28 protein-coding genes and 1 pseudogene are annotated in these 25,198 nt (G+C 73.8%); 10 read left to right on the forward strand and 19 right to left on the reverse strand.

Annotation, left to right across the window (positions count from 1 at the left end):
* Window positions 1-47: 47 nt before the first annotated feature.
* The 5 genes from WDV85_RS07890 to WDV85_RS07910 form a co-directional block, all read right to left on the reverse strand.
* Window positions 48-719, reverse strand: coding sequence for a rhodanese-like domain-containing protein (locus tag WDV85_RS07890; RefSeq protein WP_339570110.1), 672 nt, complete (start codon window positions 717-719; stop codon window positions 48-50).
* A gap of 121 nt (window positions 720-840) precedes the next feature.
* Window positions 841-2,232 (reverse strand): MBL fold metallo-hydrolase, encoded by a 1,392-nt coding sequence (locus WDV85_RS07895; protein ID WP_445263262.1) that lies wholly within the window; start codon window positions 2,230-2,232, stop codon window positions 841-843.
* Between the two features lie 120 nt (window positions 2,233-2,352).
* Window positions 2,353-2,622 (reverse strand): metal-sensitive transcriptional regulator, encoded by a 270-nt coding sequence (locus WDV85_RS07900; protein ID WP_298801289.1) that lies wholly within the window; start codon window positions 2,620-2,622, stop codon window positions 2,353-2,355.
* Window positions 2,623-2,762: 140 nt separating this feature from the next.
* The gene (locus tag WDV85_RS07905) at window positions 2,763-3,236 is read right to left on the reverse strand and encodes a hypothetical protein (protein ID WP_339570112.1); all 474 of its coding nucleotides are present in this window, start codon (window positions 3,234-3,236) and stop codon (window positions 2,763-2,765) included.
* A gap of 79 nt (window positions 3,237-3,315) precedes the next feature.
* A complete protein-coding gene (locus tag WDV85_RS07910) occupies window positions 3,316-4,782 on the reverse strand; it encodes a phosphatase PAP2 family protein (protein ID WP_339570113.1) in 1,467 nt (488 codons plus the stop codon).
* Between the two features lie 980 nt (window positions 4,783-5,762).
* Between WDV85_RS07910 and WDV85_RS07915 the strand changes: the two genes are divergently transcribed.
* From WDV85_RS07915 to WDV85_RS07920, 3 genes are all read left to right on the forward strand, one after another.
* Window positions 5,763-6,971, forward strand: a complete 1,209-nt coding sequence (locus WDV85_RS07915) for an ABC-three component system protein (RefSeq protein WP_339570114.1) — start codon at window positions 5,763-5,765, stop codon at window positions 6,969-6,971.
* Window positions 6,968-7,438: a three component ABC system middle component gene (locus WDV85_RS17110; RefSeq protein ID WP_445263216.1), complete on the forward strand. Its 471-nt coding sequence runs from the start codon at window positions 6,968-6,970 to the stop codon at window positions 7,436-7,438. The genes WDV85_RS07915 and WDV85_RS17110 overlap by 4 nt, the downstream gene beginning before the upstream one ends.
* Before the next feature lie 63 nt (window positions 7,439-7,501).
* The gene (locus WDV85_RS07920) at window positions 7,502-9,445 is read left to right on the forward strand and encodes a DUF3732 domain-containing protein (protein ID WP_339570115.1); all 1,944 of its coding nucleotides are present in this window, start codon (window positions 7,502-7,504) and stop codon (window positions 9,443-9,445) included.
* Between the two features lie 499 nt (window positions 9,446-9,944).
* Here the strand turns inward: WDV85_RS07920 and WDV85_RS07925 are convergent, their stop codons facing one another.
* Both WDV85_RS07925 and WDV85_RS07930 read right to left on the reverse strand, forming a co-directional pair.
* Window positions 9,945-10,202: a hypothetical protein gene (locus WDV85_RS07925; RefSeq protein ID WP_339570116.1), complete on the reverse strand. Its 258-nt coding sequence runs from the start codon at window positions 10,200-10,202 to the stop codon at window positions 9,945-9,947.
* Between the two features lie 160 nt (window positions 10,203-10,362).
* The gene (locus WDV85_RS07930; RefSeq protein ID WP_339570117.1) at window positions 10,363-11,475 is read right to left on the reverse strand and encodes a tetratricopeptide repeat protein; all 1,113 of its coding nucleotides are present in this window, start codon (window positions 11,473-11,475) and stop codon (window positions 10,363-10,365) included.
* A 29-nt stretch (window positions 11,476-11,504) separates the two neighbouring features.
* On the opposite strand from WDV85_RS07930, the gene WDV85_RS07935 reads away from it, so the two are divergent.
* The gene (locus WDV85_RS07935) at window positions 11,505-12,197 is read left to right on the forward strand and encodes an HAD family hydrolase (RefSeq protein WP_339570118.1); all 693 of its coding nucleotides are present in this window, start codon (window positions 11,505-11,507) and stop codon (window positions 12,195-12,197) included.
* Window positions 12,198-12,302: 105 nt separating this feature from the next.
* On the opposite strand, the gene WDV85_RS07940 is transcribed toward WDV85_RS07935, so the two are convergent.
* The 3 genes from WDV85_RS07940 to WDV85_RS07950 form a co-directional block, all read right to left on the reverse strand.
* The gene (locus WDV85_RS07940) at window positions 12,303-12,917 is read right to left on the reverse strand and encodes a hypothetical protein (protein WP_339570119.1); all 615 of its coding nucleotides are present in this window, start codon (window positions 12,915-12,917) and stop codon (window positions 12,303-12,305) included.
* Window positions 12,918-12,964: 47 nt separating this feature from the next.
* Window positions 12,965-13,561: a hypothetical protein gene (locus WDV85_RS07945; RefSeq protein WP_339570120.1), complete on the reverse strand. Its 597-nt coding sequence runs from the start codon at window positions 13,559-13,561 to the stop codon at window positions 12,965-12,967.
* Between the two features lie 83 nt (window positions 13,562-13,644).
* On the reverse strand, window positions 13,645-14,478 hold the full coding sequence (locus tag WDV85_RS07950; RefSeq protein WP_339570121.1) for a tetratricopeptide repeat protein: 834 nt from the start codon (window positions 14,476-14,478) through the stop codon (window positions 13,645-13,647).
* A gap of 152 nt (window positions 14,479-14,630) precedes the next feature.
* On the opposite strand from WDV85_RS07950, the gene WDV85_RS07955 reads away from it, so the two are divergent.
* A complete protein-coding gene (locus WDV85_RS07955; RefSeq protein ID WP_339570122.1) occupies window positions 14,631-14,933 on the forward strand; it encodes a hypothetical protein in 303 nt (100 codons plus the stop codon).
* A 91-nt stretch (window positions 14,934-15,024) separates the two neighbouring features.
* On the opposite strand, the gene WDV85_RS07960 is transcribed toward WDV85_RS07955, so the two are convergent.
* The gene (locus WDV85_RS07960; RefSeq protein WP_339570123.1) at window positions 15,025-15,798 is read right to left on the reverse strand and encodes a hypothetical protein; all 774 of its coding nucleotides are present in this window, start codon (window positions 15,796-15,798) and stop codon (window positions 15,025-15,027) included.
* Between the two features lie 177 nt (window positions 15,799-15,975).
* Here WDV85_RS07960 and WDV85_RS07965 point away from each other — a divergent pair, with 177 nt between their 5' ends.
* A complete protein-coding gene (locus WDV85_RS07965; protein WP_339570124.1) occupies window positions 15,976-16,446 on the forward strand; it encodes a hypothetical protein in 471 nt (156 codons plus the stop codon).
* A gap of 374 nt (window positions 16,447-16,820) precedes the next feature.
* Here WDV85_RS07965 and WDV85_RS07970 read toward each other — a convergent pair whose 3' ends face one another.
* From WDV85_RS07970 to WDV85_RS07985, 4 genes are all read right to left on the reverse strand, one after another.
* Window positions 16,821-18,143 carry an MFS transporter gene (locus tag WDV85_RS07970; protein WP_339570125.1) on the reverse strand — a complete coding sequence of 441 codons (1,323 nt, stop codon included), beginning with the start codon at window positions 18,141-18,143 and terminating at the stop codon, window positions 16,821-16,823.
* Between the two features lie 2 nt (window positions 18,144-18,145).
* The gene (locus WDV85_RS07975) at window positions 18,146-18,802 is read right to left on the reverse strand and encodes a winged helix-turn-helix domain-containing protein (protein WP_339570126.1); all 657 of its coding nucleotides are present in this window, start codon (window positions 18,800-18,802) and stop codon (window positions 18,146-18,148) included.
* A 191-nt stretch (window positions 18,803-18,993) separates the two neighbouring features.
* Window positions 18,994-19,323 carry a type II toxin-antitoxin system PemK/MazF family toxin gene (locus tag WDV85_RS07980; RefSeq protein WP_339570127.1) on the reverse strand — a complete coding sequence of 110 codons (330 nt, stop codon included), beginning with the start codon at window positions 19,321-19,323 and terminating at the stop codon, window positions 18,994-18,996.
* 13 nt (window positions 19,324-19,336) lie between these two features.
* A complete protein-coding gene (locus WDV85_RS07985) occupies window positions 19,337-19,579 on the reverse strand; it encodes a ribbon-helix-helix domain-containing protein (RefSeq protein WP_339570128.1) in 243 nt (80 codons plus the stop codon).
* A gap of 199 nt (window positions 19,580-19,778) precedes the next feature.
* Here WDV85_RS07985 and WDV85_RS07990 point away from each other — a divergent pair, with 199 nt between their 5' ends.
* Window positions 19,779-20,117, forward strand: coding sequence for a hypothetical protein (locus WDV85_RS07990; RefSeq protein WP_339570129.1), 339 nt, complete (start codon window positions 19,779-19,781; stop codon window positions 20,115-20,117).
* 56 nt (window positions 20,118-20,173) lie between these two features.
* Here WDV85_RS07990 and WDV85_RS07995 read toward each other — a convergent pair whose 3' ends face one another.
* Window positions 20,174-20,677 (reverse strand): hypothetical protein, encoded by a 504-nt coding sequence (locus WDV85_RS07995; RefSeq protein WP_339570130.1) that lies wholly within the window; start codon window positions 20,675-20,677, stop codon window positions 20,174-20,176.
* A 36-nt stretch (window positions 20,678-20,713) separates the two neighbouring features.
* Here WDV85_RS07995 and WDV85_RS17115 point away from each other — a divergent pair.
* Window positions 20,714-20,845: pseudogene (locus tag WDV85_RS17115) on the forward strand (RidA family protein); the annotation flags it as partial.
* A 79-nt stretch (window positions 20,846-20,924) separates the two neighbouring features.
* Entirely contained in the window at window positions 20,925-21,479 is a 555-nt protein-coding gene (locus WDV85_RS08000; RefSeq protein WP_339570131.1) for an RBBP9/YdeN family alpha/beta hydrolase, read from the forward strand.
* A 7-nt stretch (window positions 21,480-21,486) separates the two neighbouring features.
* Here WDV85_RS08000 and WDV85_RS08005 read toward each other — a convergent pair whose 3' ends face one another.
* The 3 genes from WDV85_RS08005 to WDV85_RS08015 are packed head-to-tail and all read right to left on the reverse strand — an operon-like array spanning window position 21,487 to window position 23,841.
* On the reverse strand, window positions 21,487-21,798 hold the full coding sequence (locus WDV85_RS08005; protein ID WP_339570132.1) for a hypothetical protein: 312 nt from the start codon (window positions 21,796-21,798) through the stop codon (window positions 21,487-21,489).
* On the reverse strand, window positions 21,795-22,460 hold the full coding sequence (locus tag WDV85_RS08010; protein ID WP_171203653.1) for a potassium channel family protein: 666 nt from the start codon (window positions 22,458-22,460) through the stop codon (window positions 21,795-21,797). Before WDV85_RS08010 ends, WDV85_RS08005 begins: the two co-directional genes overlap by 4 nt.
* Window positions 22,453-23,841: a TrkH family potassium uptake protein gene (locus WDV85_RS08015; protein ID WP_445263263.1), complete on the reverse strand. Its 1,389-nt coding sequence runs from the start codon at window positions 23,839-23,841 to the stop codon at window positions 22,453-22,455. The genes WDV85_RS08010 and WDV85_RS08015 overlap by 8 nt, the downstream gene beginning before the upstream one ends.
* Before the next feature lie 136 nt (window positions 23,842-23,977).
* Here WDV85_RS08015 and WDV85_RS08020 point away from each other — a divergent pair, with 136 nt between their 5' ends.
* Window positions 23,978-25,186, forward strand: coding sequence for an acetoin utilization protein AcuC (locus WDV85_RS08020; RefSeq protein WP_171203654.1), 1,209 nt, complete (start codon window positions 23,978-23,980; stop codon window positions 25,184-25,186).
* The last annotated feature ends 12 nt before the right edge of the window (window positions 25,187-25,198 follow it).

Genomic DNA, 25,198 nt, shown 5'->3' on the forward strand with positions numbered 1-25,198 from the left:
CGGGGGCCGGGCCCGCGTGCTGGTCGCGGGGCGGCGCGCGGCGGCGCTCACGAGCCGGTGCCGCCGGCGGCGCGGGTGCCGGTGGGCAGCCGGCCGAGGGCCTCGTCGATGCCGGGGACCTGCGGGTCCCGGTTGTGCGGCAGGGCGCCGAGGGCACGGGCCATGGCGCAGGTGTCGGAGACCGCCGACCAGGTCAGCCCGGCGCCGACGGCGCCGGCGAGGAAGCGGGCGCGCGGGGCGGTGAGGCTCGCCAGCACCGAGGCCAGGACGAGGGACCCGGCGGCCAGGCGGACCTGGCGGTCCATGGCCCACCGGGGGCGGTCCCCTCCGCTCGTCCCGGTCGAGCCCGTCTCGACGGGGCCGCCGGCGGCGGCGTAGGCGGGCACCCCGCCGTCGAGGGCGTGCACGTCGTCCAGCCCGACGGCCTGCAGGCGCTCGAGCGCACGGGCGGACCGGGCGCCCGACTGGCAGACCAGCAGGACGGGGGCGCCGGTGGCGGCCAGGGCGGCCGCGGTCCGCTCGGAGTGGGCCTCCAGCAGGTCCACCGGGATGTTGGTGGAGCCGGTGACGCGCGTGCCGGCGTGCTCGCCGGGGCTGCGGACGTCGACGACGACGACGTCCTGCTCCGCGGTCCAGGCCGTCGCGGTCGCGGCGTCGAGGCGGCCGCCCGGTCCCTTCGGGGCGCCTACGAGGGTGGTGGGTGCGGGGGCGGTGGTCACGGTCCTCCTGTCAGGGATGCTCGGGGGCGTGCGGGCGCCCCGGCGCAGCGGCCGGCGCGGCCGCTGCGCCGGGTCGAGCGAGTTAGGGCTCGGTCGTCAGCCCGGTCGTCAGGCCCGGTCGTCAGGCCTGGTCGGGGTGGTCGACGACGAGTCCGGCGTCGGCCGCGGCGGAGAAGGCGTCGTCGACGAGGACGACGTCGCGGCCGGGGCGGTCCAGCACCGAGGCGGCGACCGAGGCGCGGTACCCCGAGCCGCAGTAGACCCAGACCTCGCCGCCCGGGACCTCGTCGACCCGGTCGGCGAGCTCGTGGAGGGGGAGGTGCACGGAGCCGCGGACCCCGCCGCCGGCGCGCTCGTCGCGGCGACGGGCGTCGAGCACCGTCAGCGGAGCGCCGCTCTCCTCGGCGTCGGCGAGGCGCCGGGCGAGGCCGGCGAAGTCGCTGACCCGGTAGGAGCGCAGCGCCCCGTCGGCGACGGACCCGCCGGCGACGGTCTCGATGTCGCCGGTGACGGCGCCGGCGAGGTGGTCGACGCCGATGCGCACCAGCTCGCGGCGGGCGGCCAGGACCTGGTCCTCGGTCTCGCCGATGAGGGTCAGCGGGGTGCCGTAGTGGTAGAGCCACCCGAGGTAGGTCACGAAGCTGCCGGACAGCTCGAAGCCGTAGGAGCCGGCCAGGTGGCCGGCGGCGAAGGCGGTGCGGGCCCGCAGGTCGACGACCCACTGGCCGTCGGTGATGCGTCGGCGGACCTCGTCGGGCTCGACGGGGGCGGGCATCGACAGGTCGACCGGTGCGGGCCCGCGGCGGTTGGTCGGGCCCATGTGCGCGTAGTAGGCGGGGTAGGCGCTGAGGCCGTCCAGCAGCGTGCGGACGTAGTCGTCCTCGGCCTGCGTCAGCGCCGGGTTGGTGGCGGCCTGCTCGCCGATGGTGGAGGAGTCCCCCGTGGTGGGGGTGGCCGAGCAGAAGCTGCCGAAGCCGTGGGTGGGGTAGACGGCCGTCTCGGCGGGCAGCTCCTCGGCCAGGCGCCGCGCGGAGCGGTACTGGTCGTGGGTCAGCCCGACGGTGTCCTCGGGGGAGACGAGGTCGGTGCGACCGGTCGAGCCGAAGAGCAGGGAGCCGCCCGTGAAGACGGCCTCGACGGCGTCCTCGGCGCCCAGCAGGGCGTAGGAGGTGTGGTGGTGGGTGTGCCCGGGCGTGCGGATCGCCCGGACGGCGAGGGCGCCGGCCCGCAGGACGTCGCCGTCGTCGGCCGGGGTGTGGTCGAACTCGACGTGGCTGCCGGCGGGCAGCACGTAGCGGGCGCCGGTGGTGGCCGCGAGCTCGAGCCCGCCGGTGACGTAGTCGTTGTGGACGTGGGTCTCGAGCACGAGGGAGACCTGCACGCCGAGGCGCTCGACGAGGTCGAGGACCCGGTCGACGTCGCGCTGCGGGTCGACGACGACGGCGGTGGTGCCGTCGGTGGCCAGGTAGCTGCGGTCGCCGAGGCTCGTGGTCTCGATGGTGACGACGTCGATCATGACGGTCCTTCCCTACCCCGTAGGGTATGCGGTGTCGACACTGCGGTGCGGTCGGTGGTGCCTGCTGCGGCGGGGCCGCCTGCCCCGGACCGGTGCCCGTGGCAGGCGGCCGGCGGGTCAGGCGAGGGAGAGGAAGAGCTTCTCCAGCTCGGCGTCGCTGAGGGGGCGCTCGGTGCCGTCCCGCTCGGCGACCATGCACTGGCGCATGCCCGTGGCGATGACCTTGAAACCGGCCCGGTCGAGGGCTCGGGAGACCGCGGCGAGCTGGGTGACGACGTCGGCGCAGTCTCGGCCCTCCTCGATCATCCGCACGATGCCGCCGATCTGCCCCTGAGCCCTCTTCAAGCGCGCCAGCACGTCGGTCAGCTGGCTGGTGTCCACGTCCATGGTCGTCTCCTCCGCGGTGCTGGGGCTGAATACCCCGGGGGGTACAACGGCCAGCGTAGCCGGGTGTTCCCGCGCCGCCGGCGCATCCGTGTCGACCTCCGCGCCGGGCACCTGGGGCCGAGTCACGGTCGGTCGGCTCGTCAGCGGGCGTCGGACGGGACGGCCGCGAGGAAGCGGCGCACCTGCGCCCGGCTGCGCAGCCGGTGCACGTGCGCTCGAGGCGCGTGGGTGGCGACGGCCTCCAGCACCCGGGGCTGGCTGCGCCGTCGCCAGGTGATGACCCACCACCAGAAGTCGGCCCGCTCGCGGGATCGCCGCAGGGCGCGCCAGGCGCAGAGGGCCAGGGGCAGGTCGAGGACGATGACCGTGTCGGCTCGGCGCAGCCGAGGCGCCGGTGCGTCGTGGGGCCCGAGGTCGCCGTCCATGACCCACCGCTCGCGCCCGGCCAGGCGCTCCTGCACGGAGGTCCACTCGGCGCCGCTCAGCGGCCGAGCGCCGACGACCCAGAAGTGCTGGTCGAGCTCGACGACCGGCAGCCCGGTGGTCTCGCCCAGGGCTCGCGCCAGGGTTGACTTCCCGGCTCCGCCGCGGCCGAGGACCACCACCCGCTCCACCGGCGCGAGCGTACGGAGCGACCTGGCCGCTCGCCCCGAGCCGCCGCCCGGGGAGCCGGTCGGGCGGAGCCGCCTTCGTCTACCGCGCTCTGCGCCCTGCTGGGTGCACCGCGTCCCGCCCCGCCCGGGGCAGCAGGACGAGCGCGCACGCCAGCACCCACAGGCCCCCGAGCGCCAGCCCGGCGAGGACGTCGGTGAGGTGGTGCGCCGCCACGTAGACGCGGGAGGCGCCGACCGCGGGCGCGAGCACGAGGGGGAGGACGAGGACGAGCCACCGACCGCGGCCGCGCCCGTAGGCCAGGTGGACCGCGGCGACGGCCCCGTAGAGGGCGGCCGCGGCTGCGGCGTGACCGGAGGGCCAGGCCGCCGCCACGGGCAGCCCGGTGGTGAGGTCGGGCACCTCCGGGCGGGCCCGGCCCACCAGCTGCGAGGTGACGAGGTAGATCAGCACTTCCCCGCCGAGGGCGAGCACGACGAAGGCGACCGGCCGCCAGGAGCGCGTGACGGCGAGGGCGAGGACGGCGAGCGACAGCCCGAGCCCGACCACCGCGGGGGTGCCCGAGAGGCGGCCGACCGCGTCCGTCGCCGTCGTCAGGGCGGGGCTGCGGGCCTCGAGCGCCCAGGCGGTGGCGCTGCGGTCGAGCCGGCCGAGCCAGGTCCCGCCGAGCGCCCCGGTGACGAGCAGCCCGGTGGCGGAGAGCGCGGCCGTCAGCGCGACCGCGACGCCGAGCAGGCGCAGCGCCGTCGCGCGTCCCCTTGGCAGGACCGGCTCGCCGCTCGGGGCCGCGTGCGGGGCCCGGTCCGGTGCCACGGCCAGCGGGTCGAGCGGCTCCTGCGCCGCGACGCCGCGGTCGTGCTGCCAGCCGCGGAAGGCCGCTGCCGTCAGGGCCACCCACGACGCCCCGAGCGCCCAGCCGGCGAGCACGTCGGAGACGTAGTGCACGCCGAGCGCCAAGCGCGAGGCCCCGACGGCCACGACGACGAGCGCGGTGGCCGCCACCAGCCACGGCCGCAGGCGGCGGCGCGCCGCGGGCAGGACCAGGGCGAGCAGGACCGTGGCGGTGACGAGCGAGCCCATGGCGTGTCCGCTGGGGAAGCTGGCGTTCGACGGGGTCTGCACCACGGGGGAGTCCACGACCGGTCGTGCCCGGTCGACGACCGCCTTGGTCAGCGGGACGAGCACGGCCAGGCCGAGGCCGGTGGTCGCGGCGAAGACGGCGAGCCGCCGCTGCTGCCGGACCAGCAGGAAGACCGTCGCCAGGACGAGGGCGAGGACGACCGTGCCGGTGTCGCCGAGGCTGGTGACCGCGCGCAGCGCCGCCACCGCGGCGGGGGAACCGCTGACGGCGGCGTTGAGGTCCGCGGCGACGTCGCCGTCCAGGGCTGCCAGCGGCGACCAGGAGCGCTGGACGAGCAGCCACAGCAGGAGGAACGGCACGGCCCCCAGCAGCAGCGCCGCCCCGCTGAGGAGCGCCCGGGCGCCGAAACGGGCGAGACCCGCCGTGCCGCCGGAGGTGGCGGGTCGATCGACGGTGGCGGGCTCCATCCGTCCCCGATACCCGACCCGGGCAGGAGGTGCAAGGGGACCTGACGAGAGGTGCCCAGCGGGCGCCCGAGGGCTCCCCCGCAGAGGGCTTGCGTCGGACCGGCCTGGCGCAGCACCGGACGTCGATCGGCCACGTCATCCGGCGGGGGAGCTCTGTCGCGGAGGACCACGGCCTCGTTCGGTCGTCGCAGTGACGATCGTGCCGGCACGGCGGCGCCCCGGGGGAGCGGTGCCGGCGCCGCTCGAACCACCGGGGACCGACGGGACCACCCTCGACCGGGCCGTGCTGGCGGAGGGCGAGCACAAAGCCCCTGCGCGGGCGCCGCGAACTGGGAGGCCGGTCGTGGTTGAGCTCACGGTCCGGACCGTCGAGACCCGGGGATCCTCAACCGGTGACGACCTCGAGCGCGTGTCGCGACGACCGTCCGTGCCGAGGTCCAGGAGGTGCTGGTGCGCTGGGGGCTGCGCCGCAGGACGCCGACATCACGCGCCGCGCGCCTGTCGACGACGTGGGCGAGTCCTCGCCGACGTCAGCAGGCTCAGCGGGGGCGACCCGGAGGCGGACCGGCCATGGCGAGACGAGCCGGCCTTGCCCGACCTACGCGAGCAGCACGCCCGGCGGCGGCCCCAGCGCTGGCGGCGTCCCTGACCGACCGTGGTGGCGCCCCGTACGACGCCCCTGTGCGGGACGGGCGATCCGGACGGGTCAACCGGGACACGCCACGCGAGGCGCGTGCTGGACCGTCCGCTGAGCTGGGACCTCCCCGGTGAGGGGTCGGCTAGTGGGATGGCGAGCACGCTCGCGGCTCACGTCGCCGACCTGCGCTGGCTGCGTTCCGTCGGGACGTGACGGGTGTCGCCGTCCGGTCCGGCCGGGTCGCTTACGGTTCCGGCGGGCGCACGACCTCTAGGACGCCCTAGCGGACGTACGGAAGTCCCGCCAGGATGGCCAGTGGTACGCGCGGCGGAAGGAGGTGGGTATGGGCGCAAGTACGCACGACGCGTCCGCCGCAGCGACGGGATACCTGTACCAGTTCCAATGGGCGCTACTTCAGGCCGTCCGCGCCTACCCGGATCAGCCGGACCGCCGGCTGTCGCTTGAGAAGCTTGATGACGTCGGCTGGGAGGACGAGACACACCCGACGGACCTGACGCAGGTCAAGCACCACGGCGGGACCACTGCACTCACCGACCACCAGGACGACGTCTGGCGCACCATCGCCAGCTGGCTCGACCACGGCCCCCCCGAGGCGCCCGGCGCGCCCCGCCTGACATTGGTGACGACGGCTGTGGCGAGCCCAGGCAGCGCCATGGCGCTGCTGCGCGCCAGCGACGCGGGCGAGGGTTACACGCCGGCGGTCGAGCAGGCGCTCGGAAGGCTGGAACGTGTTGCCGGCGAATCACGGTCGCAAGTAACGGCCGCCGCCCGAGAGCGGTTCCTCGGCCTGCGCCGGGAGCAACGCGAGCTGCTTATGGCACGCGTACGTGTCCTTGACGGGGCCCTACCGGTGCAGAATATGCGTGAAGAGTTGATTCGTGCGCTAGGGCACGCGGTCCCCACGGCCGTCGATTCCTTCCTCGACTCCTTACTTGGGTGGTGGGGCGGCGTCGTTTTGGACCTGCTGCAGAAGCGCACCCCGTGGGTGCGTGTACTTGACGTGCACGAACGCGTTAGCGGGCTCCTGCAGGACTACGGTCCCGATTCGCTGCCCACGACCGTGCACGAAGCGGACGTTCGTGAACTTGCGTCGGCCGGCGGCGGGCAGTTGCTCGCGCAACAGTTATCGTGGGTCGGCGCGTCGCCGCGCTATGTCGAGCTGGCATTGATCGACTTCTACCGGGCCTACGAGCAGCGGACGCGGTGGGTCGAGGACGAGCTCGTGGGCCGCTGGGAACTGGACTTATTCGAGGAACGCCTCCGCGAGGAGTGGGAACGCGCTTTCGAGGCGACGGTGTCGCGGCTCCCCGCCGGCAGCACCGAGCAGGAGCGGTCCGCCGCTGGCTTCGCGCTAGCAGACCAACTGTTGCAAAGTGCCAGTGTCTTGCTGCGCAGCCGCTATCACGACGGGTTCCTCGCACGCGGCACCCGGCATGCGCTCGCGAACCACCGCTCCGACGACTCGCGCATCGGCTGGCACCCCGACTTCCGCAGCCGGGTGGAGCAAGTGCTGCTGGGTAGCCCCGCGTGACTTGGTCCCCGAACACGAGCCTGTCCGCTGATCTACTCAACCCGTCACTACTCGCGGTTCTGCTTGGAGAAACCGCCACTGGCTACGCCGCCGGGCGGGACCCGATGGCTTGGCCCCTCGCCTTCGCGGCCGCGCCGTTGGTGCTGCACGGCCCAACCCGGCGAGCCCTCCCCAAAAGGTCTTCGCAGCACCTCGCCGCCTGGGCCCGGGCACACCCGGACCTGCTCATCGGGCTCCCTGATCGCGCTCGCTCGCTCGCGCCACCCGTCCGGGCGGGACTGCGGACCGCATTGCGTACCGGTTTGGTCACCGTCGACGACGGACGGCTGGCCCCCGGCCCGGCTCGGCTACGGCGTGGTGACGGCGCCCTGCGCGAGCTGCAGCTGGCGGCGGCGCTCGTCGGCCGCTGGCTGGCTCGGTCCGAGCAGCCATCCACGGTCTTCGCACTCCTAGGCCTGCGTCCATAGCATGGCGGCAGCTGAGCGGCGTGGCCACCACACGCCCGGTCACGGGTGGTGCACGCTCTGCGTGTGCAGATCCGGCAGATCGTCCTCTACGACCGGCGAGGCCGCGTTCGGACGCTCGACTTCCGCCTAGGCGAGTTGAACGTGATTCGGGGCGCGAGCCGCACCGGTAAATCGGCCGTCCTGCGCGTCATTGAGTACTGCCTCGGGCGTCGCGAGAACGCCGTCCCGGTCGGGGAGATCACCCGCGCGGTCTCGTGGTACGGCCTGATTGTGCACTTCTCGGACGGCACCGAAGCGTTCATCGCGCGGCCCGGGCAGCAGGGCGCCACCGCGGGGACCGCTGCGATGCTCGAGTTAGGCACCGACCTGCAGGCGCCGCCGTACGAGGCCTTGCGCGTGAACAGCGACCGAGCGTCGGTCCGCGCCGAGCTCTCCCGCCGCCTTGGTGTCAGTGAAGGCGCGCAGGACCGCGGCGCGGGCCTGAGGGAGCCGCTACAGCCGCACGTTGGGCACGCGACGTGGTTGTGCCTGCAGGTGCAGACCGAGATGGCGAACAACGACGTGCTGTTTCACCGCACCGGCGACCGCAACATCTTCGCGGACCTGCAAACGCTGTTCCCGTACTTCTTGGGTGCTGTTGGCGAGGACCAGGCCCGGCGTCAACAGGAACTGCGCGACGCGGCCCGGGCGGTCCGGCGTCTCGACCGAACGCTTGCGGGTCTGCTCAGCGACCAGGACGACGTCGACGTAGGCACCCGGCAGATGCTCGCCGAGGCCCTTGCACACGGACTGACGGCGGTCGACCCGGCCGCGCCGGACCTCGACACCGAGACCGCGCTCGTCGCGCTCGACGCCGCTCGCACGGCCGTTCCCGCCCCCGACCCGTCGCCCGGAGGACGGTCCGAGTCGGTGCGCCGGCGGGACATCTTGCGCCGGGAGCTGCGCGGCCTGGCCGAGGAGCGCGACTGGCTCGCGGACAGCGCGCTCAGCGCCGACGGTTACCAGCGCGCGCTCGGGGTCGAAACCGCGCGCCTGGGTGCCGTCCAACTCCTGGGAGACTCGGACGGGGACGCCACGCGTTGCCCGGTCTGTCACGCCGAGCTCACCGAGCCCGACCCGACCGTCGCTGCGATGCACGGCCGGCTCGCCGGCCTCGCCGGCCAGCTTGCGGATGTCGAGAGCTCACGACCTGCGCGGGCCGCGCGTTTGGAGGAGCTCGACCGGCGCGTCGCGCGGGTCCGCGACCAACTGGCGGCCGTAGACGCGCTCGTTCGCGCGGAGGACGCGGCCGAGAGGGCTGCGGACGGTCCGACGGACGCCGCCACATTCACCAGAGGACGCATCGACCTATTTCTGGACCGCGTCGACCGCACCGGGCCGAGCCTGGTGATTGCCACCCGGGCCGCGCTGGCCGAAGCCGGCCAGAGGCTGGCGCTTCTCGAAGAGGGATTTGACGCGGACGAGGCGCGCGAGCAGCTGACCTCCAGGCTCAGGAGTGTCGGCACGTCCATGGCGGAGATGGCGCGGCGGCTCGGGCTCGAGCACGCCGACCGCGAAATCCGCCTGGACATCAAGCGCTTGACGGTCGTGGCAGACACAGCGACCGGGCCGGTGCCACTCGCGAGGATTGGCAGCGGAGAGAATTGGGTCGGTTACCACCTGGTCGCGCACCTGGCTTTGCACGCACACTTCGTGCTCGAGCGGCGACCCGTGCCTCGATTCCTCGTACTCGACCAGCCGAGCCAGGCGTATTACCAAAGCGAGGCCCGCCGTGGCAGGGCTGCACCCGACCGCACCGACGATGACGCCGTGCGCGGTCTGTACGAGCTCATGCGCGACTTCTGCATGCAGCAGGATGGCCAAATGCAGCTGATTGTCACGGATCACGTGTCATTCGAGGACCAGTGGTTCCGGGACGCGCTTGTGGACGAGTGGGAGGATGGGCGGGCGTTAGTCCCACCGGAGTGGCTCGAGGATCCGCAGGATGAGGATGCTGTGGGCGCGTGAGATGTGCCTGACGTGGGCTGGCCCCGTCTAGTCGCGCTTCTACTGGCGCTGCCCCCCTTGGCCCCGCGGCGGCCCGTGCTTGTGGTTCTCGCGGGCGTGGGCGACCGGTCCGGCTTGTAGTAGGAGCTGCGAGCCTCGACATGTCACTACCGTGGCTGGCGCGGGACGCGGACGCGAGAGCACACTTGCACTATCTGAGAACTCTCCCAATATGGCCATTTTGCGGATCTGCGTGGCCTCACTCCAGGCCCTCGCAACGGCGCTGGACGACGCTCAGAGGGACCGATCCGAAGGCTCACTTCTGGACGCATAGAGCAGGCGCTTCACCCCTCGACCGAAGTTGAGCTGCCACTGGTAGGGCGGGTGCCCGTCCTCTCGCCGCCCCGACTCCTTCACTCGCCCTTCCCGCGCAGCGATCGTCAGCGGGACGCTGACCGACCAGCGATCGACAGCGGGACGCTGTCCGGCCAGCGATGGCTTGCCGGGAGGGCGGGTGCGTCTACTTCGGGGCGCGGCTTCGCCGGTACCGACGCATCCAGATGACGTTGACCACCAAGACGGCGGCGCCGAGTAGGTAGAGCGAGACGTAGACGGCGGCGGAGACGGCGGCGAAGGACAGCAAGACGCCGAGGAACATGAGTCCGGTCGCGGCCAGGACGACGCCGAGGTAGGTCAGCGCTACACGCTGGGGGAGTGGTGGTGGTCCGCCAGGCCTCTCGGCGAGGCCGAGGCGCTGCATGACTCGATGGAGTTCCACGTGTGGACCCTGCCACGGCGGCTCGGTCGGAGACCGCACGTGCGGCCTCGGTCGCCCGCGCAAACCTCGAGTCGAACGGGACGCGCTGCGGCGTGCGGGAGTCCCGACGCTGCGGCGGCCTGGGGGCGTCCGGATGTCCATCGTCTCCGGACGCGCGCTGTCACTCCTCTAACGACCGCAGATCATCGGCGTAGTGCCGCACCGCGCGCTGGTAGCGGGGCAGGTGGTCGGCCAGGGCGTTCAGCGCTTCCGCCAGAGCTCGTCGCCCTTGGCCGGCGTCGATGAGGGCGAGAGCGAGGAAGGCGGTACGGGCGCCGTCGAGGTCGTCGGCTGCTGCCGTGGTCCTCTCGTGGTCCAGGAGGGTGACGGCCTCGGCGGGGCGGCCGAGGAGTCGAAGGGTGCTGGCGAGCTGGATGACCGCCTCTGCGCGTCGTGCACCCGAAAGCCCGGCATCCAGGGCTTGGCGGTACAGGTGCTCGGCCTCTGCTTCCCGGCCGGCGTAGTCGTGCGCCGACGCCCGCTCGAACAGAGCTTTCGGGTCACTCGACAAGAGCTCGCCGGCGAGCTCCTCGACGGACTGGAGGACCTCCGCCTCAGGACGATCGTCAGCGGAGGCCCAGACCTCCCGGACTCGCGACTCCCACGTCTCGACCTGGCTTCCGCTGATGGGCTGCCGTCGCAAGTGGGGGACGAGGTCGGTGACCCGGGCCACCAGGTCCAGTGGCCACACCGGCTCGGCCAGCGCCCCGATGTCCTCGAGCGTGACCCAGGCTCGTCGCACGATGCCGTCCATGGTGTCCGGGACCTGTACTGGCACGGTGTCGTCGTCTGTCTCGACGAGGAAGTAGGTCTCGCGCTGGAGGACGGGCGCGGCGGCGAAGACGTAGTCGTGCTCCCAGATGAAGAGTTCTGCACCCGGCTCGTCGCGACGGCCGGTCTCCTCGGTGAGTTCCCGCCTCGCGGCGTCCCGTGGTGTCTCGCTGTCCTCCACGCCACCCCCGGGGGTGGCCCAGTGCGGCTCGTGCGGCCACCCGTGCAGCTGCAGCAGCAGTCGCCCCGTGGGCCGATGGACGAGCACCACCCGGCCGGCTACCCGAGGAGTGCTGTCGTTGCTCCTGACCGACTCACTCACCACCGCCACAGCGTCGCGCATCTTCCGGTTGAGGATCCGGAGTGGGACGGCCACGGGGGAGTGGCGGCGCCGGCCTCCGGCGGCCGCGGCCGTGCCGCCACTCGGTCGGCTAACGGTGACATCGTGGACTTGTCGCCACATGCAGGTGCGGCGTCCTTAAGGTGGCGGTCGTGGTGCTGGCGGCAGTCGCTTTCGATCTCGACGGGACCCTGTTCGACCACCAGACCGCCGCCCGGCAGGGGCTGCGGGCTTGGGCCTCGGACCTCGGCGCCACCTGGGACGAAGAGCTGGCCACCGCCTGGACGACCGCGGAGGCCCGCCACTTCACCGCCTGGCGCGAAGGCCACATCAGCTTCGCCGAGCAGCGCCGCCGCCGGCTGCGCGATGTGCTGCCACTGATCGGCCACCCGGTCGGTGACGACGAAGAGCTGGACGCCGTCTTCGAGGGCTACCTGGCCGCCTACCAGCGGGCCTGGTGCGGTTACCCGGACGTCCAACCTGCCCTGGACGAGTTGCAGCAGGCCGGGTTGGCCACGGCGGTGCTGACCAATGGCAACACCGCCCAGCAGAACGACAAGCTGGCTCACATCGGTCTGCTCGGGCGCGTCGGTCCGGTGCTGACCTCTGAGACGCTGGGCGTGGCTAAGCCCGCCATCGGCGCGTTCCATGCCCTCTGTGAGTACCTCGGTCTGGTGCCACAGCAGGTCCTCTACGTCGGTGACGACCACGCCGTCGACGTGGTGGGAGCTGCCGCTGCTGGCCTGCACGTCGTCCACCTGGACCGCGTCAGCGCGGGGACGCCATCTGGGGCGAGTCGCATCGAGACTTTGGCCGACCTCGCCGCGGTGGCGGAGGCCATGTAGCAACGCCGGCGTTCCCCGCTGAGCGATTGACAGCGGGACGCTGTCCGGCCAGCGATCGTCAGCGGAGGATCCCTTTCCGCGTGGACGTCGCGGCGTGCGGGTGCTTCAGGCGCGCAGGCTGCCCAGCGCGGCGTCGAGCCGCTCTCTGGTGCCCGTGGCGTCGAAGTGGGCACGCAAGCTCTCGTTGGCGGCCAGGATCGCCGCCCGCTGCTCGCGGAAGACGAAGCAGGCCAGGTAAGCGTGCAGGTCCAGGCGCATCAGCGACGTCGAGCCCGCCGCGTGCTCGGCGTGGACCGGTACGAGCCACTGGTGCACGTGGGAGGACGCGCGCGGCTTCTCCTCGTAATGCAGGTGCACCAGCTCGATCCCTAAGGCCTCGCGCATGCCACGGCGGACCTCTCGCACGGCCAGAGCGAGGGCGACGGTCTGCGCGTCGCCGGCGCCGTCGAGGGCAGGCACGTGCCCGTCCAGGGCGACGACGTAGAAGCCGGGCAGCGCGTAGGAGGAGTCCTGGCGCACCGTCACTCCGGCATGGACCAGGACCGGGTCGTGGACGCGGTCCAGGTCGTCGACGGCGGCCATCAGCTCGTGCCGTACGACGCCGCCCTCGACGAGGTAGCAGCGCAGGTTCCGCGTCCCGCCGAGGAAGTCGACCCACCGCAGCCCCGTCGGGGCAGCGGGCAGCTCGTCTACGCGGTCGACGTCTACCCGGTCGTGCACCACCACGGTCGTCGGTGCCTCACCGTCCCGCCCTTCGGCGTCGACGGTCATCGCTGCAGCCGGCCGATCAGGCCCTCGACCCGGTCCAGGACCTGCTCGAGCACGCGCAGGGACCCGCGGGCGTCCCCGGGCAGCTCGAGGGAGTGGTCGGCACCGGGCACCTCCAGCACGTCCCAGCCGTCGAGGCGGGCCTGCTCGGCGACCTCGGGGTCCCAGGCGGCGTTGTCCGCGGTGCCGCCGACCAACAGTGAGGGCTTGTCCGGGGCGCCCAGCGCGCCGCGGACGACGTCCTCGCGCAGCAGCGGCGTCAGCCACACCCCGGGTAGCCCGAGCTCGCGGGCGACCGGCAGCAGCCGTGTCCCTAGCGACTTCGCCACCACCACGTGCTCGCGTGCCTGCACGGCGCGCAGCGCCCGCTCGCCCTCGACCAGCGCCTGCCGGGCGTCGGTCTCCGGGTCCCCGGTCGGCGGCAGCCGGCCCCACCACACCTCCCGCACCGTCCATCCGCGCTCGAGCAGCAGAGAGCTGGTGAAGTGCAGCAGCGGGGCCTGCGGGGTGTACCCGCGGCCAGGTAGCAGCGTCAGTACCCGCTGCGGGTCACCGGGCCGCACCTCGACCACATCGAGCGCGCCACGTCCGTCCATGGCCACATGGTCTCGTCTGCGTGCCGGATAGCGATCGTCAGCGGGACGCTGTCCGGCCAGCGATCCCCTGCGGGGTGGAGGGCTCAGGTGTCGTCTCGCTCGTCGAGGACATCGCGCAGGGCACGAGCCGCGAGGGCGTCGCCCGCGTCGGCGCCAGCCCGTAGGTGCGTGATGGCGTCGTGGGTGCGGCCGAGGTCGAGGAGCAGGATGGCGAGGTTGTGGTGGCAGTTCGAGTCGCCGGCGTCGATACCGGCCCGGTAGGCGGCTTCTGCGGCGACGGGGTCACCGGCGTGGTCGGCGAGGTGGTTGCCCAGCGGCAGCCAGCAGTCGCGCTGTCCCGCGGCGCAGCCGCGCTCGAGCTCGGCGCGGGCCTCCTCGGGGCGCCCGGTGCTGCGCAGGAGGTCCGCCAGGTCGGCTCGCGCTGAGCTGTAGTGCTCGGCGCCGGCGCGCAGCCTCAACTCAAGAGTGGGGTCGAGCGTCCGGTCCCACTCCCAGCAGGCCAGAACGGCGGCGGCCAGGTCGCTGCCCTCCTCGGCGGCGGTGGACAGGGCCTCGACGGCCAGTTCACCCTCGTCGTGCTCACGCAGCAGGTGGGCGAGCTGGACGTAGCCGGTCAGGTCGCCAGCCGCGGCGGCGCCGCGATAGGCGTCCATCGCGGCGACGAGGTCGCCGAGGTCGTCCAGGCAGGCGCCGAGGTTGAGCCAGGCGTCGGTCTCGCCGGCGGCCAGCGCGCGTTGGTAGGCCTTGACCGCGTCGGTCAGTCGACCCTGAGCCCTGAGCTCGTTGCCGATGTTGAACCAGACCCACTCCTCCCCGAGGTCGACGGCGCGGCGGAAGAGCCCCTCGGCCTCCCGGTGTCGGCCCTGGTCCGAGGCGTCGCAACCAGCATCGACGAGGGTCTGGGCGTCCTCAGCCACCACCGGCCCCCACTCCTCGTCTGTACGGACGGCCCATCGATCCGGCGTCTAGCTAATCCCAGCAGACGATGGGCTCGCCGAGCATGCCGGTAGCCGATCGTCATCCGGTGCAGCTGGACCCCGACGCCTCCCGGCGTGGGCACGATGGGCCCGTGGCGGTCACGGCGGTAGTGCGCGAGTGGGACGAGGCTGAAGGCTGGGGCGTTCTCGACGCGCCCGAGACGCCCGGCGGGTGCTGGACGCACTGGTCGAGCATCGCCGTCGACGGCTTCCGCAACCTGGCGCCGGGCCAGGACGTCGAGCTCGAGTGGGAGCCGGCCGACGAGGACGGCTACAGCTACCGCGCGCTGCGGGCGTGGCCGACCGGCGTAGAACCGGTCGATCACGACGGCCCGGACCAGGACGGGGCCTACAGCAGCACGCTGACGATCCGCTTCGACGACAGCGGGAGCTGACCAGTCACAGGTCCATCCGCGGCCGTGTCCGGAGGCGATCGACAGCGGGACGCTGTCCGGTCAGCGATCGGCGTTGGGTGAGCTGCTGCGGTCAGCGTGGCCATGAGAGGCGCGTCGCGGCGGCTGCGACGGCCGCTGCGGGGTCGGGGTGGTGCGGTGGTGAGGACGTGATGCGGTCGCCGGCGTAGGGGCCCTCGGTGATGCGGGTGCCGTGCAAGCGGGCGGCGACGGTGGTGGCGGCGTCGCCGAGGACGTGGTGGATGCCCGTGCTGGCGGGGCAGCCGAGGCGGGTGTCTTGGCGGACGAGGGCGGCCAGCTCGTCCGCCGTGTCGGTGCGGGGGTCGCTGAGGCGTCCGCCGAGGTCGTCGTAGACAGCCGAGTGCACCAGCGGGTCGCCGTGGTCGTCGGTACCGGCGTCGAGGGTCAGGAGGACGTCGCCGATGACGGCGCCGCGGGCGAGGACGTCGAGGGCATCGACGCCGACCACGGGCACCTCGGGGAGAAGGGCGGCGAGCAGGTCCTCGGCGTCGGTGCCGGGGCAGGGGCGGCAGATGGCCACTGCTGCGACGGCTTCGGCGTCGTCGTGGTGGCGTCCGGGGACGGCCAGCGCGAGGTCGAGCAGGGCGCGGACGTCACCCGGTGCCGTGGGGGCTGGTCTCGTGGTGGTGCGGGTGAAGGTGGTGTGGGTGAGCTCGGGCGGGTCGTAGGTGCCTCGGTAGCTGACGACGGCGGCGTAGTCGCCGGTGGGCACGGGGTGGCCGGTCGCTACTGCGGAGACGTGGGCGGGGTGCTGCTGCTCGACGAGCGAGGCGCGGCAGGTGCGTGGGCCGATCTCGAGGGTCAGGACGGTGCGCCACTGGTCCACGGCTTCAGTCTGCGACCCGCAGAGCTGTCCAGGTGGACGTACGCGGCTGACGTCCGTCCCGGATCACGATCAACAGCGGGACGCTGTCCGGCCAGCGATCGTCAGCGGGATGACGAGTTGGCGACGTCTATGGCGAAAGGTGGGCGCGCCGCTCAGGCGTGGTGCCAGGCTCGTGTGGTGCCCATCTCGGCGGTGCTCCGGTCGAAGCGGCCTGGCGCCCTGGCCGGCTACGTCACGGCGGTCGCCCTGGTCGGCGGCCTGGCCGGGGGGATCTACTTGATGGGTCACCCTCCGGGCAGTGGCACGCCGGCGCGGGTGTTGGTCGGCGCCCATGGGGCGGCTGTGGTGGCCACCTCACCGGTCGACTCGGCGATGGAGGCCTCGGCCAGCGGCACCGTCGGCGTCGTTGGTGGGTGCCTGGGCATCGTCGACGGCACCGGCATGGTCGTGTCGTGGCCCCGGGGTAGTCGACCGTTGGAGGACCGGGTGGGGGTGCGCCTGCCGACGGGCCGGACCATCGAGGCCGGCGAGGTTATCGACTTCGCCGGTGGTGACCAGGAGGCCGACGCAGCTACCCGCGAGGCGTGCGCTGGGACGACCAGCGTCTTCATGTTCGGCTACTTGTCCCACCCGGACGCTCGGAGCTGAGCGCGGACGGGGCCAGGCAGCCCGGCGCCGAAACCGTCCAGTCAACAATCGACAGCGGGACGCTGTCCGGCCAGCGAGCGACAGCGGGACGCTGTCCGGCCAGTGAGCGACAGCGGGACGCTGTCCGGCCAGTGAGCGACAGCGGGACGCTGGCCGGACAGTGAGCGACAGCGGGACGCTGGCCGGACAGTGAGCGACAGCGGGACGCTGGCCGGACAGTGAGCGACAGCGGGACGCTGGCCGGACAGTGAGCGACAGCGGGACGCTGTCCGGCCAGTGAGCGACAGCGGGACGCTGTCCGGCCAGTGAGCGACAGCGGGACGCTGTCCGGCCAGTGATCGTCCGTGGGACGGGGTTGTCCTTGGTCGAGGAGGTCATGTGGTGGCGGCGTCGCGCCGAGCGGTGCGTATGGCGCGCGAGCCGAGGGCCGCGAGGCCGGTGGCGGTGACGAAGGCGCCGCCGAGGAGGAAGGGCGTGGCTGGGGTGGTGAGGTCGACGAGGACTCCGGTGGCGGCGTAGGCCAGGGGGGCGCCGCCGAGGCTGGCGAGGCTGGCGACGGACATGACGCGTCCTACCTGGTCGGGGTCGGCGGCGGCGAGGGTGAGGCCGCCGAAGACGGGGGCGATGATCCCGGAGCCGAGGCCGAGGAAGGCGGCGGCCACGACGGCGGTCTCCAGGTCGGGGGCGAGGGCGATGCCGGCGAGGGCCAGGCCCATGACGGGTAGGCAGCAGAGGCCGGCGAGGCCGGCGCGCCGGGGTGAGCCGGTGAGGGTCAGGACCACCGAGGCGAGGGCGGCGGCGGCGCCCCAGGCGCCGAGGGTCCAGCCGACGCCCTGGGGGCCCCAGCCGGAGGCGTCGGCCAGCAGCGGCAGGCCGACGTTGATGGCGCCGGCGAAGCCGAGCTCGGCGACGGCGGTCAGGACGAGCAGAGGCAGCAGCAGTTGGTGCCCGCGGACGTAGCGCAGGCCGGCGGTGACGTCGTCGACCAGCTGTCGGGCGGTGGGCCGGGCGCCGGTCGGGGACGCCGCCTCGGGCTCGTGCCCGGCGGGTCGCTCGTGCTGTCCGACGTCCTCGGTCGCGACCGGGCCAGTGGTCGGGGACGGGCGTGGGCGGGTGCGGGTGGCGGTCAGGGCGGCGACGGAGACGGCGAAGAGCCCGGCGCAGACGAGGTAGACGACCGACAGGCTGGTCGTGGCGATCAGCCACCCGGCCAGCGGGGCGCCGGCGACGGCGGTCGCCCGGTGGACGACCTGGCGCATCGCGGTGACACGGGTCAGCTCGTCGGGGGCGACGAGGACGGCGGGCATCGCGCCGACGGCGGGGATGAAGACGGCGTCAACGATCCCGAAGGCGACGGCCAGGGTGATGAGCACGGCGGCGGAGGGCTGCTCGAGCAGCAGCAGGGCGGCGACGGCGAGCATCACCGCGGTCCGGGCGGCGTCGCTGACCAGGGCGGCGCGGCGGGGCCCGGCCCGGTCGGCCAGGGCGCCGCCGCCGAGCATCAGGGCGGCGCGGGGGACGGCGCCGGCGGCCACAACGAGCCCGGCGACCGCGGGGGAGGCGACCTGGGTCGCGGTCCAGGCCAGGGCGATGAAGAAGACCTGGTCGCCGAGCAGGCTGAGGAACAGCCCGGCCATCCACCGCAGCACGTTCAGGTCGCGGTAGGCCGCCCTGGTCGGCGATGCGGTGGCGGTCACGGTCACGGCCTGAACGGGAAGGCGTGCAGGAAGAGGAAGACGTGCTCGCGCCCGTCGGCCGCGTCCGCGCTCTCACCGGGCGCGGGGTGCTCCTCGGTCGGGGGACCGCTGCGGGTGGCCGGGTCGGTGGCTGCCCGGGCGTCGTCGCGGGCACGTTCGCGGTAGGCGCGCAGGACCGCGTGCAGCTCGTCGTTCATCGCGGCGAGCTCGGCCGCGGTCAGCCGCAGCATGACGTCGGAGGAGACCGCTGCCTGCGACCACTCCGTGCCCCAGGAGGGCTGCTCGTCGCGCCAGGACTCCAGCCGCTCGAGCTGGTTGGCCAGGGCGGTGCGCTGTAGCGCGACCGCCGCGGCGCGGGCCTCGGGGACGTCGTCGGCCTCGGGCAGGGCGAAGCGAAACCCGTCGGTCGCCGGGCGCCACCACCGCTCCCGGCGGTCGCTGACCAGGTCCGGGGCTTCCTCGACGAACCCGTGCTCGCGCAGCTGACGCAGGTGATAGCTGACCAGCGCCGGTGACTCGTTGACCGACTCCGCCAGCCGCGAGGCCGTCGCGGCCTCCAGCGCGATCATTGCGTAGTACAGGCGCACCCGCAGCGGGTGCGCCATCACCCGCAGGTCCTGGACGTCGTCGAGCCGGCGATTCGGCTGCCGGGCTGCCATGCCGCGGACCGTAGATCCGAAAGGCAAGGTGCGCAACAAGCCCTTCGGAATGGCGCGGCAGCGACGGCCTCCGCTGGCGACTCGCCGTCGGCTGGACTGGCGCGAAGTAATCCAACGGACGGCGGGTGCCCGTGGCGTGTCAGATGACGATCGGCTGCGGGACGGCTGGGTGGCCCTGGCCGATTGTGGTGTCAGACCGGAGACGGGGACTCCGGTCTGGTGATGAACAGGTCGAAGGCGTCGCTGATGGCCCGGGCGAGTTCGGGTTCCTGATCGTCGAAGAAAAGCCCGACGGAGTGCCCGACGGCCCCCGCGGGGATGGTGGCGATGTTGTCGCAGCTGACCACGCTCGCGTGGTCGAGCCCGTTGCGGGGGCCGACGGGAACTTCGCTGGTGATGCCGCGGACGGTGCTGGTGATGGGCGCGACGGTGACCCACCGCAGCAGGTGGAGCTTCGAGTGGCGGGTCAGGATCAGGGCTGGTCGTCGCTTGTCGAGCTGGACGACGGCGATGGTGCGCACGGTCCGGGGGCGCTCAGTCGAGCTCGGGGTGGGTGGTGCCCTCGGGTGCTGGGTGCAGGTCCGGGTAGAGCGGTTCGCCGCGGCGGGCGAGGTCGAGCAGGAGGGTCTCCTCGGCGCGGTAGCGCTGCTCGCGCTGGAGGCGGGCGATGCTGCGTCGGACGGCTTCGGAGCGATTGGCGGCGCGACCTGCGGCGACCTCGGCGTCGAGGGCTGCGAGCTCGGGCGCTTCGAGGCGGATCGCGATCTGCGTCGACATGGTCGGAGAGTACCTCTGGCGTCAACCACTTGGTAGGCAGCCGGCTCCGTCGAGGAGGGCTTACTCGCGGTTGACGATCGTGACTGGGGCACCGACGACGGGCCCTGGGCCATGGCAGGGTCTTATCGAGGACCAGCGCGGTGCTGAGGCGAGTGGTCGCGCGCGGGGTGGGTGCGTCGAGGCTGGAGGTGGGAGAGCCGTGACGGCAGTCGTGCCCGAGGTGGTGAGCCTCTGCGGGTCGAGCCGCCTCCGCGACGTCTTCGAGCGGGAGCAGCGCCGCCTGACCCTGGAAGGCCGCATCGTCATCAGCCTCGGCTTCTTCGAGCAACCGAGGGGCGCGGCCGCGCCGGCGGCCGACGGCGTCGACCTCGGAGAGCTGCACAAGCGCGAGATCGACCTGAGCCAGCGGATCCACGTCGTGAACGTGGGTGGTCACGTCGGCCGGAGCACGCGGAGCGAGATCAAGCACGCCGAGCGTCACGGCATCGCCGTGGCGTACATGGAGCCCCGGCAGGACCGGTCGCCGACGGCCCGGTGAGCGCAGCGACGCCTTGCGGGGACGGTGAGGGTCGAGCGGTCGTCGACCGGGAGTCGTCAGCGGGCGTCGGTCGAGGCGGCAGCGAGGAAGCGGCGCACCTGGGCCGGGCTGCGCAGCAGGTGGACCTGCGCTCGAGGGGCGTGGACGGTGATGGCGTCCATCACGCGGGGGCGGCTGAGGCGGCGCCAGGTGATGACCCACCACCAGAAGTCGGCCCGCTCGCGGGAGCGACGCGCGGCACGCCAGGCGCAGCGGGCCAGGGGCAGGTCGAGGACGACGACGGTGTCGGCTCGGCGCAGTCGAGGCCCTGGGACGTCGTAGGGCCCGAGGTCTCCGTCCATGACCCACCGGTCGCAGCTGGCCAGGCGTTCCTGGACGCTGATCCACTCCTCGCCGCGCAGCGGTCGCGCCCCGTCGACCCAGAAGTGCTGGTCGAGCTCGAGGAGCGGCAGGCCGGTGACCTCGGCCAGGGCCCGCGCCGTGGTCGACTTGCCAGCTGCCCCGCGGCCGAGGACCAGCACCCGCTTCGCCGGCGCGAGGGTACGGAGCGTCGGGGACACGCGGGCGTCGAGTCGCCGTCCGGACGACGACGCGCCGCCGGGGTCGAGGCAGCGGCCGAGGAGGTGGGGCTGCCGACGCCGATGCCACCAGCGTCCCTCGTCGGCGTCTCCCTGCTCTTCGAGCCCGACGTGCTCGTCGAGCTCGAGGCCACGGCCGTCCTCGGCTGAGCCCGGGTCTACCGTCCGCCCTGCACGGTGCGCGGTGCACCGCCGGACGGGGGGTGTCGTGGACGTCAGGACCGCTCCCGTGGTGGTCGCGCCCGGGCTGGGAGGCTCGGGCCCGTCCCACTGGCAGAGCCTGTGGGAGCGCGAGCTGGCCGGCGCCGTCCGCACCGCCCCCGGCTCGTGGGACGAGCCGGAGCCCGACGACTGGGTCGAGGCCCTCGACCGGGCCGCCGACCGGGCGGCGGGCGGCGTCCTCGCCGCGGGGGAGGTGGGCGCGCACCGGGTGCTGGTGGTCGCCCACAGCCTCGGGTGCCACGCCGCGGTGCTGTGGGCCGCGCGGGCTCCCGAGCGCGTGGCGGGCCTCTTCTGCGTCGCGCCGCCGGACCGCGCGGGGAGGGCGCGCGCGGGCGTCGTCGGCTTCGACCACGCCGACGCCGTCCGACCGGGAGTCCCGGTGCTGCTCGTCAGCAGCGACGACGACCCGCACACCAGCCCGTCGTCGTCGGCCTCGCTGGCGACGGCGTGGGGCGCCGGCGCAGTGGCGCTGGACGGGCTGGGGCACGTCAACGCCGACAGCGGCCTGGGGGCCTGGGACCAGGGCCGGCAGCTGCTGGTCGCCTTCGCCGCAGGGCTCTGAGCCGGTCTCAGCCGCCGAGCTCGGCGCGCCGCGCCACCAGCCGCTCGCGCTCGGCGTCCAGCCGCTCGCGCTCGCGCCCGGCGAGGCGGCGCACCTGGAGGTCGAGGACCGCGCGCGCCTGGGCGTCGTCCAGCCCCCACGCGCCCAGCGCGTCGGCGGCCGCGGTGACGTCGGGGGCGTCGGCCACGAGGTCGACGAGCTCGGCGCGCCGCTCGACGGCGAGGGCCAGCGCCTCGAGCACGTGCAGCCGCATGGCGATGTAGCCGAGCTCGCGCTCGGTCGCCCGGTCGGTCGCCCGGTCGGGGGCGCCCTCGCTCACGGCCGCCCCGCGAACTTCTCGATGAGGCTCGTGCGCCCCGAGACGATGAGGAGGTCGCGCTCGCGCACCCGCGTGTCGGGCTGGGCGTAGTGGAAGTCCTCGCCGGGGCTCTTCACCCCGACGACGGTGACGCCGTACTTCTCGCGCACCTTGCTCTGCCCGAGGGTGAAGCCCTGGCACTCGCGCGGCGGGCGCATCTTGACGATGGCGAAGCCGTCGTCGAACTCGATGAAGTCCAGCAGCCGCCCGCCGACGAGGTGGGCGACGCGCTCGCCGGCGTCCGCCTCCGGGTAGACGACGTGGTGGGCGCCCAGGCGCGTGAGGATCCGCCCGTGGGAGGGCGTGATGGCCTTCGCCCAGATCTGCGGCACGCCCATGTCCACGAGGGTCGACGTCGTCAGCACGCTCGCCTCGAGCGAGGTTCCGATGCCGACGACCGCGACGCGGAAGTCCTGGGCGCCGAGCTGGGCGAGGGCGTCGCCGTTCGTCGCGTCGGCCTCGACGACGTGCGTGAGGCGGCCGGACCACTCCTGCACGAGCTCGGGGTCGCGCTCGACGGCGAGCACGTCGTGGCCCATGCGGTCCAGGCCCGCGGCCATGGCGCTGCCGAAGCGGCCGAGCCCGATGACGAGCACGGCGTCGTCGCGTGTCCTGTCAGCCAACGATGGGCCTCTCCTCCGGGAGACGGAACAGCCGGCCGCTCTCGCGCAGGGCGAGGGCGGCGGCCAGGGTCATGGTGCCCGTGCGCCCGACGACCATGAGCGCCGAGAGGACGTACTTGCCGGCGTCGGGCAGGTCGGCGGTGCCGCCGACGGACAGGCCGACGGTCGCGAACGCCGAGATCACCTCGAAGAGCACGACGTCGAGGCTGTCACCGGTGATGGCGAGCATCGCCACCGTGCCGACGAGGACGGTCGAGGTGCCGACGAGGCCGACGGCGACGGCGAGGCGCAGGGAGGCCTGCGGCACGCGGCGCCCGAAGACCTCGGCGTCGCGGTCGCCGCGGGCCTCGGCGACGACGGCCAGGACGAGGACGAGCAGCGTGGTCACGCGGATGCCGCCCGCCGTCGACGCGCTGCCGCCGCCGACGAACATGAGCGCGTCCTGCACGAGCCAGGTCGCCGTCGACATCTCCGTGAGGTCGAGCGTCGAGAAGCCGCCCGAGCGCGGCATCACCGAGGCGAAGCCCGTGGCGAGGAGGCGGTCGGGCCACGGCAGGGCGCCGAGCGTGCGCGCGTTGCCCCACTCCATCGCCCCGATGAGGACGGCGCCGACGACGAGCAGCACGGCCGTGCCGGCCACGGTCATCTGCGCGTGCAGGCCCCACCGGCGCGGGTGGCGCCAGCGGTCGCGCAGCACGAGGAGCACGGGGAAGCCGAGGCTGCCGAGGACGACGCCGACCATGATCGGCAGGCAGAGCCACCAGTCGCCGGCGGGCGACGTCCCGTCGAGCGCGGGCAGGCCGCCGGCGTGCGAGACGAAGCCGGCGTTGTTGAAGGACGAGACGCCGTAGAAGAGGGCGTGCCAGGCCGCGGCGGGCAGCGACTCGCCCGCGACGAGGAAGCGCGGCAGCAGCACGAGGGCGAGGACCACCTCGACGGCCACCGACGCGAGGATGACGGTGCGGACCAGCAGGCCCACCTCGCCGAGCCGCAGCGCCTTCGTCTCGTTCTGCGCGAGCAGGCGCTGGGACAGCCCGAGCCGCCGGGACACGAGCAGGCCCAGCAGGCTCGCGAGGACGAGGACGCCGAAGCCGCCCACGGCGATGCCCGCGAGGATGATCGCCTCGCCGAGGTCGGACCAGAAGGTGGCCGTGTCCACCGTCACGAGGCCCGTCACGCACACCGCGGAGACGGCGGTGAAGAGGGCGTCGGCGAAGGGGGCTCGCTCGCCCGAGCTCGTGGCCCCGGGGAGGCTGAGGAGCGCCGTGAAGACGCCGATCACCGACACGAACGCCAGGACGGCGAGCCGGGCGGGGGAGCGGCGGACGAAGCCGGCGAGGCCGCCGCGGACGGCGCCCCGCGTGCGCGGGGGCGTCTCCAGGTCCACCGCGCGCCCTCCCGGACCGGGTACGGCTCCCGGTCCGCCGGGCCCCGGCGCCCCCCGGCGGGGCGGCCCGGCGGGGGCGCCGGCCTGCGCGCCCGACCGGGCGGCGCAGGGGGGACGCTAGCGTCGCGGCATGACCAGCAGCACCCGGGTCGTGTGGGACCCGGTCTTCACGGCGTACGACTTCGGCCCGGACCACCCGATGAGCCCGATGCGCCTGGAGCTGACGGTGCGCCTGCTGCGCGAGCTCGGCGTGCTCGACCGCCCGGGGCTCGACGTGCGCGGCTCCGGCGTCGCCGACGACGCCCTCCTGCACACCGTCCACCTGCCCGAGTACGTCGAGGCCGTGCGCCGCGTCTCGGAGGACCCCCGGCGCGTCGACGTCGAGCGCGGCCTCGGCACCGAGGACGACCCGGCCTTCGCCGGCATGCACGAGGCGAGCGCGCGCATCCTCGCGGCCAGCGTCGAGTGCGCCGAGGAGGTCTGGCGCGGCGACGCCGCCCACGCCGTCAACTTCACCGGCGGGCTCCACCACGCCATGGCCGGGCGCGCCAGCGGCTTCTGCGTCTACAACGACGTCGCCGCCGCGATCCGCCGCCTGCTCGACGCCGGCGCCCGGCGGGTCGCCTACGTCGACGTCGACGTCCACCACGGCGACGGCGTCCAGGCCGCCTTCTGGGACGACCCGCGCGTCCTCACCGTCTCCCTCCACCAGAGCGGCCGGACCCTCTTCCCCGGCACCGGCTTCCCCGACGAGGTCGGCGGGCCGGGCGCCGAGGGCTCCGCGGCCAACGTCGCGCTGCCGCCCGGCACGCGGGACGCCGCCTGGCTGCGGGCGCTGCACGCCGTGGCGCACCCGCTGGTGCGGGCCTTCGAGCCCGACGTGCTCGTCACCCAGCACGGCTGCGACAGCCACCAGCTCGACCCGCTGGCCGACCTCGCCGTCTCCGTCGACGCCCAGCGCGCCGCCGCGGACAGCCTCCACGAGCTGGCGCACGAGGTCTGCGACGGCCGGTGGCTCGCCACGGGCGGCGGCGGGTACGCCGTCGTCGACGTCGTCCCGCGCACCTGGTCCCACGTCGTCGCCGTCGCGGCGCACGCGCCCATCCGCCCGTCGACGCCGGTGCCCGAGCCGTGGCGCGACCACGTGCGCCGCACCTACCGCCGCGAGGCGCCGCTGCTCATGGGCGACGCCGGGCCCGGCGAGCCGGAGGGCGACCGCCCGCCCTGGTACCGCCCCTGGTCCAGCGGCCACGACCCCGAGGACGCCGTCGACCGCGCCGTGCTCGCCACCCGCAGCGCCGTCTTCCCCGCGCAGGGCCTCGACCCCTGGTTCGACTGAGACCAGTGGTTC

The organism is Pseudokineococcus sp. 5B2Z-1 (assembly GCF_037482305.1).
Lineage (GTDB): Bacteria > Actinomycetota > Actinomycetes > Actinomycetales > Quadrisphaeraceae > Pseudokineococcus.

Coding starts and splice junctions, on each gene's coding strand:
- WDV85_RS07900 (WP_298801289.1), bottom strand. CDS start 2,622: ATGGACGTGGACACCAGCCAGCTGACCGACGTGCTGGCGCGCTTGAAG.
- WDV85_RS07910 (WP_339570113.1), bottom strand. CDS start 4,782: ATGGAGCCCGCCACCGTCGATCGACCCGCCACCTCCGGCGGCACGGCG.
- WDV85_RS07915 (WP_339570114.1), top strand. CDS start 5,763: ATGGGCGCAAGTACGCACGACGCGTCCGCCGCAGCGACGGGATACCTG.
- WDV85_RS07930 (WP_339570117.1), bottom strand. CDS start 11,475: ATGTGGCGACAAGTCCACGATGTCACCGTTAGCCGACCGAGTGGCGGC.
- WDV85_RS07945 (WP_339570120.1), bottom strand. CDS start 13,561: ATGGACGGACGTGGCGCGCTCGATGTGGTCGAGGTGCGGCCCGGTGAC.
- WDV85_RS07975 (WP_339570126.1), bottom strand. CDS start 18,802: ATGGCAGCCCGGCAGCCGAATCGCCGGCTCGACGACGTCCAGGACCTG.
- WDV85_RS07985 (WP_339570128.1), bottom strand. CDS start 19,579: ATGTCGACGCAGATCGCGATCCGCCTCGAAGCGCCCGAGCTCGCAGCC.
- WDV85_RS08020 (WP_171203654.1), top strand. CDS start 23,978: ATGACCAGCAGCACCCGGGTCGTGTGGGACCCGGTCTTCACGGCGTAC.